A 12769-nucleotide genomic window follows, 5' to 3' on the forward strand; every position below is an offset into this window, starting at 1 on the left:
ATACGACAGGGGAGTGGAGAGTATGACAAATTCAATGCAAGTGAAGCAACATGGTTTATTAGTGGCAGGCCGTTGGGAGAAAACAACAGAAACGATGAAGGTATTCAACAAATATACGCAAGAACCAGCTGCTGAAATATCGGTCGCAACAAAAAAACATGTGGATCTAGCTGTACAGAGTGCGAAAGCTGTGCTAAAACATGATTTTTCACCATATGAACGGTATGAGGTATTAATGAAGGCCGCTCAGTTGTTATTAGAGCGTCGCGAAGAATTTGCCAGGATACTTGCGATTGAAGTTGGAAAGTCCATTCGTGAATCACGAGGAGAAGTGGAGCGTTCAGCTCAGACATTACAGATATCTGCAGAGGAAGCAAAGCGTATCCACGGAGAAGGAGTACCTGTTGAATCAGCTCAAGGCTCAGAGAATCGCATGGCCTTCACCATCCGTGTTCCTGTTGGCGTCATTGCAGCTATCACTCCCTTCAATGCACCGATCAATCTGGTCTGTCATAAAATCGGACCGGCAATTGCGGCTGGTAATAGTGTGGTCCTAAAACCAGCTGAAGTAACTCCGATCTGTGCCATTATGCTGGCAAGCTTAATGGAAGAGGCTGGGCTGCCAAAGGGACGTCTTCAAGTACTGACTGGAGATGGTGCAAAAATAGGTGAATGGCTACTGGAAAATCAAGATGTCAACATGTTTACTTTTACAGGAAGTCCTCGAGTGGGGGAATTAATCCGTTCAAAGGCTGGGTTACGTAAAGTGTCCCTTGAATTAGGGAATAATTCAGCGACCATCGTTCATAAAGATTCAGATATTGAAAGAGCTGCAACCTTGGTTTCACAAAAAAGCTTTAATAATGCGGGGCAAGTTTGTATATCCGTCCAACGAATCTATGTTCATAAAGATATCCATGAAACTTTTGTTGCTAGGTTAATAGAAAAAACGGCACGGTTTGTAGTCGGCAACCCATTGGATGAAAAAACAGATATTGGACCCATGATTCGTCTTACTGAAGCGGAGAGGGTAGATGCATGGGTGAAGGAAGCTGTGGAACAAGGTGCCCAAGTCGAGGTTGGTGGCAAACGTGAAGGCGCCTTTTATGTACCTACCATTTTAACGAATGTAAAGGATGACATGAAAGTTTGCCGTCAAGAAGTGTTTGGTCCGGTTGTATCGATTGCCACATATGAAGAAATAGACGAAGTGATCGCTAAAGTGAACGATTCCGATTACGGATTGCAGGCTGGACTTTTCACGAACGATTTACAATTAGCGATGAAAGCAGCTCGTGAAATCGAAGTGGGTGGACTTATCGTCAATGATGCGTCGGCATACCGGGTCGACCATATGCCTTATGGGGGCGTGAAGAAAAGCGGGAACGGAAAAGAAGGTCCCAAGTATGCCATTGAGGAAATGACGGAAGAACGTATCATTGTCTTGAATTTATAATCATGGTAACCACCTGGAATGGTAAGGATCTAGGTCTATTATTACATGACAAATAAATGGTGATGAAGGTGACAACCATGGAGTTTTTAACTATCCTCCTGCCTGTTTTCGGTATTTTTGCGATTGGATTTATTGGACAAAAGAAAATTGGTTTTGATACAAGGTCAATCTCAACAATGGCGCTTTACATAATGTCACCAATTCTTGTATTTCGAACTTTTTACACGACTTCATTTAATATAGACTATTTATATCTTGCATTTTACACATTTGCTCTATGTTTTTCCTTAATTGCAGTGGTGTATGTCATTTCTTATTTTCAAGGCTATTCCACTCCCGAAACATGCGGGATGATTTTGGCCTCGTCGTTTATGAACAACGGAAATTATGGTACCCCTGTTGTTCTATTGCTCTTTGGGGCTACTGGTCTGAAATCTGCCATTATTTTAATGGTGATACAACAAGTTGTTATGTGTACTGTGGGCGTGTATTATGCTGCAAAAGGAAGTCCGGATGGTAATGGTATACGCTCAGCTCTTCAGGCAGTTCAACGTATGCCCATCGTATATGGCGGACTTGTAGGAGCTCTTTTTCAATTACTGCATATTCCATTAAGCAATTCCGTACAAGAAGCCGTCAACTTAGTAGCTGATGCTGCAATTCCTACTGTCATGATTGTACTGGGAATGCAACTAGCCAATATATCAATTAAACATTTAGCAAAAGCCAAGATCTCTTGGTCTCTCCTTATCAAGCTTGCAATATCACCTGCAATAGCGTATGCGCTAACTCTGTTCATGCCTGTAGATGAGATGGTTAAACAAATCATGATCATCATGGCTGCGATGCCAACTGCCGCCAATACGACGATGTATGCCCTTCAGTTCAATACAGAGTCAGAGTTCGTTTCGGGCACGACCCTTATTAGTACCTCATTAAGTCTTGCAACATTGCCGATTATATTTATGATTGTTTTATAAAGTGATAGTGGTCCTATCGTTAGATGAAGGCAAACTTGATAAAGTAGAGTTTGCCTTCATCTTTTTAAGTGTGTATATGGAACGTTGCTTTGCACTGCAGGCGATCGGCTTATCAAGAGTCGTCCCGTTTGTCTCTAAAAAAGCACCATGCGCCAGCGGGGTCTCACGTTAAGTCTCATGTCCCGCCGGAGTCTCTCGCCATTCAGTGTGAAAATAAAGGGTGAAATTGCGATGGCCCAGAGTTTTGAAGGATTTGAACATTGGCCGTTTCAAACCACTACTTTCTTTTAGAAAGACTTTAAAATCTTAAAAAAGAATCATATAAATCTGAGGTGATGAGGATGCTTTCCAAACATGCTTCTCATTTATGGTGCTTGTCAGAACCTGCAACATAGTGATGGAGCTGCTGGAGAGTGAGCCACCCCTAAAGCTCAGAGATTTGGAAATAAAAAATGCGACACGCCCCCGTTATAAAGGGCTGTGCCGCATTACTCATGCTCCTGTGTACTACACGGTTCTTGCGAACTGCAGAAACGAAAGGGGTGGATGCGCCGATACGTTAATTAGAGACAGTCTCTTTTTCTTCGTAGATGCTTTTTAACAACTCATTGATGTATACTACTTTTCCAGTTTTTATCGATTCTTCTGCTGCAATACCGACGACAATGGACCAAAAGCCTTCTTCTACAGTCGCGGTGGTAGTTGTTATGCCTTCAATATTATCAATAAAGTATTTGTGTTCATAATACGTTCCGCCATTATGTCCACTGCTCTGGATAACAGATGGATAACAAGGAGTGGAGATTCTTGTAGGTTTACTTTCCCCACTTAATACCTCAAGATGCGTATTTGGCCGATTCACCGGTAAAAAATCATCGTTTTCATATGCTCTAAGTCTTCCTTCATCACCGCAAATCGTAATTTCTTCATAAAACATAGGAGAAAACATGCACAAATTAAAATTCGTGTTAACACCATTTTCATAGACGATATTGACATTAGCATGATCGATTATATCGGATTTTTGATCTTTATATTCAAAATCCTTAAAATTGACAGCGCTTCCTCCAGTTGCATAAACGAAAGAAGGCTTCGATTGAGCGAATAAATTGAGAAGGTCAAAATAATGACAACATTTTTCAACGAGAGTCCCGCCTGAATACTTAGAAAATTTGTTCCATTGGTTTACCTTATCCAGGAATGGCACTCGATGTTCTACAATGCTGATGGTTTTAATATCACCAATGGATTTTCGTTCGATCGCTTCGTGAATCGATTCGTTGTAAATCGCTTTGTAACGATATTGCAGGCCGATTTGAAAGATTCCTTCATATCCATCAGCAAGTTCTTTAATTTCCAATGCATCTTTTAAATTTGTGGCCATTGGTTTTTCCAGTAAAATATGTTTACCTGATTTGACAGCTTCCCGCACGATTTCAAGATGGGTATAATTTGGCGTACAAATAATCAGTCCATCTACTTTTGGGTCATGACAAGCATCCGCTAGAGTCTGATAATCGACCAATTCATGTTCAGGGAAGTTTTTCGAGAACATCCTTTTCGTATTATCAATACTTTTCTTATCCAAATCATAAATACCATGGATCGTCGCTCTTCCTTCTAGCATGGTTACTTTAATATGCTCATGACCTATCATTCCAGCACCAATCACGTTGAATTTATATTTATGCTGTTCCTTTTTATAAATGTATTTATCTTCTTCTGATAAGTAATCAACATTTAAAAACCCTGAGAAAAAATTACTGTTTATTTCTTTTCTTTTTCTACTCATATCAATAACCTCCAAGTAATGTAAGAACATTTTGTTCACCATTTAAATAGTTTCCACATGTCTTTGTCATGTTCCTTCGAAATCTCTCGTGCATGAATATGGGGCTAACACATAAACGTAGTTACCTTTAAATAAAAATAAGTATCTTTGTTCATTATAAGAATCCGTTTACAAAATTACAAGAGGAGATTATAAAAAATTCTGAAAACAAAAAAACCGAAGATGATTGCACTAAAAGACCAAGTGTTGATGAACGAAAAATTTTATGGAGGAAGGAGTCACGTCTAAGAAAATTGAATTTTTAAAACAATTAAAAAAATGCAAGGAAAAAGCTTGCTATTTTGTATGCGTTTTCATAATATAGTTAAAACATAATAACTTTTGCAAAAAAGATAGTAATGTTAAAAGGGTGTTTCCAAAACGTTGGAAGGGGAACATGCCATGATACTTTATCACCTGTAAGAATGATAGGAGTGTGTCAATTTCTTAAATTTTAAAATTGCTATTTAAAAGGAGAGAACTTATGGAACAATCAGTCAATCAAAACATGGAACGCCCGGTTGAAACTTCTGAGAAATTAAAGCTTAAGGAAAAAATCGCCTACGGAATGGGGGATGTTGGAAATAACTTTTTATTTGACTTAGGTCAAATCTATTTGCTTAAGTTTTATACGGATGCTCTTGGATTGCCGTCAGCAACTGCAGGGTTGATCTTTTTGATTACGAAGATATGGGACGCTTTTGCCGACATTACTGTAGGCACCTGGGTGGATAATCGAAAAAAGATTGGACCTAAAGGAAAGTTCAGGCCCTTTATCCTTTATACGGCAGTGCCGTTAGCTCTTATTACAATCGTTAGCTTTACCAATCCGAATTTTTCACTCACCGGGAAAATGATTTGGGCTTATGCAACCTATATGGCATTTGGGACTATTTATAGCATTTCAAATATTCCTTATGGCTCAATGGTTCCCGCCATGACCAAAGATCCTGTGGAAAGAGCTGAACTAGCTGCTTTTAGGCAAGCAGGATCAAATATGGGCCTACTTATAACTACAGTCGGGTTCATGCCTATCGTGTTGTTATTTAATAGTGAATCCACTGGATACATAGTGGCTGTATCTGTTTTTGCTTTTTTAGGGATATTATTCCAACTATATTGTTATAAGAATGTTAAAGAAAGATATGTATATGAAAAACCAAAAGAAAACAAGGTAAAACTAAGTGAGAGTTATAAAGGGTTGCTAAAAAACACCCCTCTTTTGATACTTTGTTTAGTTAATTTATTTACTTTTTCAGCGTTCAATGTAAAGCTCGCAGTCCAAGTTTATTATTGCCAATATGTTTTGAAAAATGTTTCAATCGTTCCTTACATGGGTTTTTTCAGCATTGGCTGTGTATTTATTGGTGTAGCACTAGTTCCGTTCATGGTCAAAAAAATCGGAAAGAAATACACGTATATACTTGGTTGCGCAATTTGGGCAGTTGGCGATTTATTAGCATATATTTTTGCGGATAACGCCATAATATTTATCATTTTAGCTTGTTTTGCCTTCTTTGGAAGCGCATTCGTCAATAGCTTGAACTGGGCTTTCGTTTCTGATGCCGTTGAATACGGGGAATGGAAAACAGGCAATAGATCCGAAGGTGTTGTTTATTCATTCTTCACTTTCTGTCGCAAGCTATCTCAGGCTCTCGCTGGATTCATTCCGGGAATTGTTTTAGGTCTGGTTGGCTATGTTCCCAATGCCGTGCAAAGTGCTAGTGTAGTAGAAGGGATTAGAGGACTCATGTTCATATATCCAAGTACTTTAGCCATGGCTACGATTATTGTAATGGCATTCTTTTATAAGCTATCAGATGATAAATACAATACTATCGTAAAAGATCTTAATGACCGTAAATCAGGTATACCTATGTAAGAATTAACAGTAACGATTTTGAAAGTGAAGAGCCCGTGAAGTTTGTGTGTTGCAGTTAATACACTTAAAATACTGGCGGGCATCTTGCTCAAAAAACAACATTTCTAGTATTTGTAAAGAAAAAGCTTGAAATATATCAATCTTTTTTTTATCATGGAGTTAAAGGTAGGTATCTTTATATTAAAAGTTATTATGTTTTATAAATTACAGAGGAGGAAAAATTGATGAAATATTTTTTGGACAGTGCCATTATTAAGGAAGTACGTTATGCATATGAAAATTGGGCCATTGATGGGGTGACAACCAATCCTCGTCATATCATGACTAGTGGTAAACCATTCCTTGCCGTTTTAGATGAATTGGGAAGTGAGTTTAAGGGCGTTGAGAACTTTCCTATTTCAGTCGAGATCAATCCTCATTTGGACGATGCTAAAGAAATGGTTGTGGTTGGAACGGAGATCGCAAAATTATCATCCAATTTCGTCATAAAAATCCCGTGTACGGAACCAGGGTTAATTGCGGCGAGGGAATTTGAAAAAGAAGGCATTCCTACGAATGTCACGCTAGTATTCTCGCCTTCTCAAGCCTTGCAGGCAGCCCGAATTAAGGCTAGTTTCGTATCGCCTTTCGTGGGATGGAAGGAAAACAGCGGGGATGACACAACCCAATACATCCAAGATATTGCAAATATTTATAAAACATATAAATTTGAAACCGAGATCATCGTGGCTGCTTTGCGAAATGGCAAACAAATCGTGGATGCCGCGAAAGCAGGGGCCCATATTGTGACTTGTGGATTCGATGTATACAAGGAAAGCTTCCACCATGCATTTACTGATTATGGCTTGGACAAATTCCGCAACGCTTGGGATAACACGATTACCGAAGCTCCCGTATTGAAATGATGGTTTATTCAGGAATCAATCCTATCATGTAAGGAATGAGGTGAGTGACATTGTCAAAATACGAAAAATTAAGAGATTTAAATAAACATATTTCTTTTTTTCATATTGATGATCGTACGTTTACACCATACGGTAACATAATCAGCGGATATGATTTCCAAGAACTACAAACATATATGGAAGAAATGGAGATTCCACAAGATCAAAATATCTATATTCCCTCTGTTGCGGAGATGGAAAATACGACCGTGAAAGAACGAATCCAAACGGCCTTTTATGGAGAAATGCCCGTTCAAATTGGATATTGTAATGGTCCAAACTCAACGTTGAATGGTTTAGAATATCATAAAGGCAGTGAAATCAACATTGCGATGACGGATTTTGTTCTCCTATTGGGAAAGGTACAGGACATTCACGACAATAGCTATGATTCTACCAATATAGAGGCATTTTTTATCCCAAAAGGGACGGCCATAGAATTATATAGTACAACCTTGCATTTTGCCCCGTGCAAAGTAAACGATGAGGGCTTCAAGACTATTGTGATCTTGCCAGCCGGCACAAATGAGCCATTAAAACAGGACATGGAAAAAAGGACACAAGAAGATAAACTATTATTCATGAAAAATAAATGGCTTCTTGCTCATCCGAAAAGAAAACAATTGGTAAACAAAGGAGCATGCGCAGGAATAAGGGGAGACAATATCTCGATTTTCCATGAAAAAAAGCCACAAAGATCAAATAACTAACTTCATAGCTGCAAATGAGGCGGGAGCTTTATGCCCCGCCTTGTTTATGTTCCCTAAAGTTTTCTATAAGGAAAATCCGGAAGAAGGCCGAATTAATCCCAATTGGGTCGAAAAAAAGGAGAAGAAGGCCGAATTAATTCCAGTTGGGTCGGAAAAAAGGAGAAGAAGGCCGAATTAATTTCAGTTGGGTCGGAAAAAAGGAGAAGAAGGCCGAATTAATTCCAGTTGGGTCGAATAAATGGCGAATACGGACAAAGTTATTCGATGCAATGCCGAAATATCGGAGAAGACGACCCGAATATTCCAGAACAGGATCAAGTCTTGCGATGGCAGCAGGGTTGTTACTCAATGGGGAAAAATGCTATGGTGGATGGATGAAGTAAGAAAACATGAGGAAGAGAAGTGAAATAAGTGGCTGAACCATTAAAGGATTTGTATAGTGCTGCTTTCATTCGTGATTTCAGTGAAAAAGTGAGGAACGTCCATCCGTCCTTTTCCGCTCAATCTTTTCAGGACGAAGTGATGAACGAGGTCTGGGATGAGATGAAATTGAAAGAGCGGATCAGGCATATTTCGCTTACATTGGGAACGCACCTCCCGAGTGATTATTCTGAGGCCTTGAACATTCTGTATCGATTGGAAAAGGATTGTGAAGGCTTCAGATATTTATTTTTCCCGGATTTTGTAGAGGTGCATGGGTTGAATAAGGAGGATTGGGCACTGTCTCTAGAAGCCTTGGAGCGTTTTACCGTAAGGTCTTCCGCTGAATTTGCCGTACGTGCGTTCATCCTGCTTGAGCCCATGTTAATGATTGCGAAGATGAAGGAATGGGCACAAAATGAGAATGAGCATGTCCGCAGGCTCGCAAGTGAAGGATGCCGGCCGAGGTTGCCTTGGGGGCAATCTTTACCGATGTTCAAGGCAGATCCGAAGCCGGTGCTGGAGCTGCTTGAAAGCCTTAAAAACGATCCCTCGCTCTATGTGCGCAAAAGTGTGGCCAATAACTTAAATGATATTGCCAAGGACCATCCGGATGCCGTCATTCAAATTGCCAAGCGCTGGCATGGGTTTGGCGATCCCTATACGGATTGGATCATCCGGCGAGGGTGCAGGTCACTCGTCAAACGGGCGGATCCCGAGGTGCTGGCGATGTTTGGGTACGCGGATGTATTGAATGACCCGACGATGGTAGCTGCAGCTTTTATTGAAAATGAGCCGGCTTCCATTAAAATCGGGGAAACGAGTGAACTTCATTTTGGCTTCCAAGTGGAAGCCCGCAGTTCAGTGAAGCTTCGGATTGAGTACGCCATCGATTTCGTGAAAGCGAAGCAAAAAACGTCTCGTAAACTGTTCCTGCTGGCAGATAGGAATTTTGCAGCTGGAGAGCGCGTTGATAGAGTGAAAATTCACAATTGGAAGGATTTAACCACACGCCGTCATTATGAAGGCTTCCACAAGATCTCGCTTCTTGTGAATGGAGTGGAAGTTGCGGAAACGAATCTCACGCTTACATGGTCATGAGCAAAACTGCTGTATGGCCCGTAATGCGAAAGAAAACCGTATGATTTTCAGACCTTTTCCCGGCGGAATTCGGGGAAAGGATTTTTTATTTTTTCAAAGGTTAAAGGATGGTTGAAAAAAAATGTTGACACACCTGTACGTACAGGATAAGATGAAAGCGTAACCAAATCTTGTACGTACAGGTTTGGGGGACTAATAAATTTTACTTTCTAAGGAAGGGAAGTACTCAAATGGGTAAATACACAGAACCAGCAGGGGATTTGCTCCAATATGTCGGAGGGAAAGAGAATATCGCCACGGTTACGCATTGTGCGACAAGAATGCGATTCGTACTGAAAGATACAGCAAAGGCGGATGTAACGAATATTGAATCGATTAAACTAGTAAAAGGAACCTTTACACAAGCCGGCCAGTTCCAGGTCATCATCGGCAATGAAGTATCATCCTTTTATAATGAATTCGTTTCGTTAGCTGGCCTGCAGGAAGCATCAAAAGAAGATGTGAAAGAAGCAGCTAAACAGAATATGAGCTGGCTGCAGCGCTTGGTTGCCCATCTTGCGGATATTTTCACACCGCTGATTCCAGCCATAGTCGTCGGGGGACTCATTCTTGGTTTCCGCAATATCATCGGCGATATTAAAATGTTCGATGATGGCACGAAAACGCTTGTGGAGATTTCCCAATTTTGGTCAGGGGTCCATGCATTCCTTTGGCTGATTGGCGAAGCTATTTTTCATTTTCTGCCGGTTGGGATTACGTGGTCCATTTCGAAGAAAATGGGCACCACGCAAATTCTCGGCATCGTCCTTGGTTTGACGCTCGTTTCTCCACAGCTTCTTAATGCATATGCCGTGGCTGAGACAAAGGCAAGTGACATCCCGTTTTGGGATTTTGGTTTCGCCCAAGTCGATATGATCGGCTATCAAGCCCAGGTCATTCCGGCAATACTGGCAGGCTTCGTTTTAGCTTATTTAGAACGGTTCCTGAGAGATCGAGTGCATAACTCCATTTCCATGATCGTCGTTCCATTTTTTGCTTTAATTCCAACCGTTATCATTGCACATACCATTTTAGGGCCAATAGGCTGGAAAATCGGCACAGTCATTTCTACGGTTGTTTACTCTGGTCTGACTTCATCTTTAGGCTGGCTATTCGCTGCCGTTTTCGGCTTTGCTTATGCACCGCTAGTCATCACAGGTTTGCATCACATGACAAATGCCATCGATCTTCAGCTTATGAGTGAAATACATGGAACGAACCTCTGGCCGATGATCGCTTTATCGAACATTGCCCAAGGTACGGCTGTACTTGCGATGATTTACATCAACAGGAAAGACGAGGAGGAGAGACAAGTGTCGATCCCAGCCACGATTTCATGCTATCTCGGTGTAACCGAGCCAGCCATGTTCGGCATTAACTTGAAATATGGCTTTCCGTTCCTGGCCGGTATGATCGGTTCGATGTTTGCAGGCATCGTATCCGTAGGATCTGGTGTGATGGCCAACTCCATCGGTGTTGGTGGGATACCCGGTATCCTTTCCATCCAGCCAAAGCATATGGGAATGTTTGCAGTGGCGATGCTGGTTGCCTTCATCGTGCCGTTCGTTTTGACCATCGTCTTTTCCAAGCGGCCTCAAATGAATTTGAAAACGAGAACGAAACCAACGAAATTAAATGCGTAACCATGCAAAGGGGGAGAAGTCTCCCTCTTTTTTTTAGCATACTGGTAAAAGCACGATCGAAACAGAGGAGGATATTACAATGAAGGATTTTAAAAAAAGCACCGTGTATCAAATTTATCCGAAATCATTTAAGGATTCCAACGGCGATGGCATCGGAGACATCAATGGTGTGATTGAAAAAATGGATTATCTCGAATTACTGGGAGTCGATTATATTTGGCTGACCCCATTCTATCGCTCACCGCAAAACGATAATGGCTATGATGTTGCTGATTATATGGCCATCGATCCAGCGTTTGGGACCATGGATGATTTCGAGAGATTGGTGAAGGCGGCCCAATCAAGGAAAATGGAAATCATGCTGGATATGGTATTCAACCATACATCAACAGAGCATGAATGGTTCCAAAAAGCATTGGCAGGCGATAAGGAGTATAAGGATTATTATATTTTCAAGAAATCGCGCGACGGCGAGATGCCTACGAACTGGTTTTCGAAATTCGGCGGCCCGGCATGGGAATATGTTGAAGAACTTGATGAATACTATCTTCACTTGTTCGACCGTACACAAGCTGACCTAAACTGGGAAAATCCTAAAGTGAGGCAAGAAATCTTCGATGTTGTAAACTTTTGGATGGAAAAAGGTGTGAAAGGGTTTCGCTTGGATGTCATCAATCTCATATCCAAACCCGACTTGTTCGAGAATGATTTGGAAGGGGACGGACGCTCCTTTTATACGGATGGCCACAAAATCCATCAATATCTTAAAGAAATGAATGAAAAAACGTTCGGAAAAGAAAATGTGGTGACAGTCGGTGAAATGTCATCGACGACAATCGACCATTGCATCAAATATTCCGCTCCCGATGAGAAGGAGCTTTCAATGGTATTCAACTTCCATCATCTTAAGGTGGATTACATGGATGGTGAAAAGTGGTCTCTTGCCGATTTTGACTTCAGGATGTTAAAGGAAATCCTGAGCAGCTGGCAATACGGCATGCAAGAAGGTAACGGGTGGAATGCCCTCTTCTGGTGCAACCATGACCAGCCGCGAATAGTGTCCAGGTTTGGGAATGATGGTGAATATCAAAAGCAATCGGCCAAGATGCTGGCAACAGCGATTCATATGCTCAGGGGAACGCCTTACATTTATCAAGGCGAGGAAATTGGGATGACCAATCCGAAGTTCACGGAAATCGCACAATATCGTGATGTCGAATCGATTAACTATTTCAATATTTTAAAAGAAGAAGGAAAAGATGAAGAAGAAATAATGGAAATACTTCAAGCTAAATCCCGTGACAACTCCAGAACCCCGATGCAGTGGGCAAATGCGGAGCATGCAGGCTTTACGATGGGGACGCCTTGGATTCAAGTACCAGATCATGCAAAGGCGATCAACGTTGAGCAATCGCTGAGCGATCAAGATTCGGTTTTCCATCATTACCAAAAACTTATATGTTTACGAAAGAAACATGATATCATTGCATATGGGGAATACCAGGAAATCCTTGGCGAACATCCCGAATTATTCGCTTATATTCGCAGTCATGAAGATGAGAAGCTTTTGGTCATCAATAATTTTTATGCAAAAGAAGCGTTTTTCGAAATGCCAAAGGAAGCAAACCTGTCAGGCTTCAAGTCAGAGCTTCTACTCTCCAACTACGCTGATTCAAAAGAGCTTACAGATCAATGTGTGCTGCGTCCCTATGAATCTGTGGTCTATTTGTTGCGGAGGGGGAAGCAGACTAACAAATAATGTT

Annotated in this window: 9 protein-coding genes; 8 read left to right on the forward strand and 1 reads right to left on the reverse strand. The window is 41.1% G+C overall.

The window, feature by feature from the left end; all coding sequences use genetic code 11:
- Positions 1-22 precede the first annotated feature (22 nt).
- Together ABE28_RS09820 and ABE28_RS09825 are read left to right on the forward strand one after the other, a co-directional pair.
- The gene (locus tag ABE28_RS09820; protein WP_064466244.1) at positions 23-1456 is read left to right on the forward strand and encodes an aldehyde dehydrogenase family protein; all 1434 of its coding nucleotides are present in this window, start codon (positions 23-25) and stop codon (positions 1454-1456) included.
- A gap of 77 nt (positions 1457-1533) precedes the next feature.
- Positions 1534-2436, forward strand: a complete 903-nt coding sequence (locus tag ABE28_RS09825) for an AEC family transporter (RefSeq protein ID WP_064466243.1) — start codon at positions 1534-1536, stop codon at positions 2434-2436.
- Between the two features lie 559 nt (positions 2437-2995).
- Here ABE28_RS09825 and ABE28_RS09830 read toward each other — a convergent pair.
- Positions 2996-4228, reverse strand: a complete 1233-nt coding sequence (locus ABE28_RS09830) for a Gfo/Idh/MocA family protein (protein ID WP_064466242.1) — start codon at positions 4226-4228, stop codon at positions 2996-2998.
- Positions 4229-4751: 523 nt separating this feature from the next.
- Between ABE28_RS09830 and ABE28_RS09835 the strand changes: the two genes are divergently transcribed.
- The 6 genes from ABE28_RS09835 (at position 4752) to treC (ending at position 12765) form a co-directional block, all read left to right on the forward strand.
- Positions 4752-6149 (forward strand): MFS transporter, encoded by a 1398-nt coding sequence (locus ABE28_RS09835; RefSeq protein ID WP_064466241.1) that lies wholly within the window; start codon positions 4752-4754, stop codon positions 6147-6149.
- Between the two features lie 224 nt (positions 6150-6373).
- Positions 6374-7054: a transaldolase family protein gene (locus ABE28_RS09840; protein WP_064466240.1), complete on the forward strand. Its 681-nt coding sequence runs from the start codon at positions 6374-6376 to the stop codon at positions 7052-7054.
- Positions 7055-7104: 50 nt separating this feature from the next.
- Positions 7105-7803, forward strand: a complete 699-nt coding sequence (locus tag ABE28_RS09845) for a DUF4867 family protein (RefSeq protein ID WP_064466239.1) — start codon at positions 7105-7107, stop codon at positions 7801-7803.
- A gap of 411 nt (positions 7804-8214) precedes the next feature.
- Positions 8215-9324, forward strand: a complete 1110-nt coding sequence (locus ABE28_RS09855; protein ID WP_064466237.1) for a DNA alkylation repair protein — start codon at positions 8215-8217, stop codon at positions 9322-9324.
- 230 nt (positions 9325-9554) lie between these two features.
- Positions 9555-11006, forward strand: coding sequence for a PTS system trehalose-specific EIIBC component (gene treP / locus ABE28_RS09860; protein ID WP_064466236.1), 1452 nt, complete (start codon positions 9555-9557; stop codon positions 11004-11006).
- Between the two features lie 79 nt (positions 11007-11085).
- Complete coding sequence (gene treC / locus ABE28_RS09865; RefSeq protein WP_064466235.1) at positions 11086-12765, forward strand: alpha,alpha-phosphotrehalase; 1680 nt, start codon at positions 11086-11088, stop codon at positions 12763-12765.
- Positions 12766-12769: the final 4 nt, after the last annotated feature.

Source organism: Peribacillus muralis, from assembly GCF_001645685.2.
In the GTDB taxonomy this organism is placed as follows: domain Bacteria; phylum Bacillota; class Bacilli; order Bacillales; family DSM-1321; genus Peribacillus; species Peribacillus muralis_A.

Coding starts and splice junctions, on each gene's coding strand:
- ABE28_RS09825 (WP_064466243.1), top strand. CDS start 1,534: ATGGAGTTTTTAACTATCCTCCTGCCTGTTTTCGGTATTTTTGCGATT.
- ABE28_RS09830 (WP_064466242.1), bottom strand. CDS start 4,228: ATGAGTAGAAAAAGAAAAGAAATAAACAGTAATTTTTTCTCAGGGTTT.
- ABE28_RS09820 (WP_064466244.1), top strand. CDS start 23: ATGACAAATTCAATGCAAGTGAAGCAACATGGTTTATTAGTGGCAGGC.
- treC (WP_064466235.1), top strand. CDS start 11,086: ATGAAGGATTTTAAAAAAAGCACCGTGTATCAAATTTATCCGAAATCA.
- ABE28_RS09835 (WP_064466241.1), top strand. CDS start 4,752: ATGGAACAATCAGTCAATCAAAACATGGAACGCCCGGTTGAAACTTCT.
- treP (WP_064466236.1), top strand. CDS start 9,555: ATGGGTAAATACACAGAACCAGCAGGGGATTTGCTCCAATATGTCGGA.
- ABE28_RS09840 (WP_064466240.1), top strand. CDS start 6,374: ATGAAATATTTTTTGGACAGTGCCATTATTAAGGAAGTACGTTATGCA.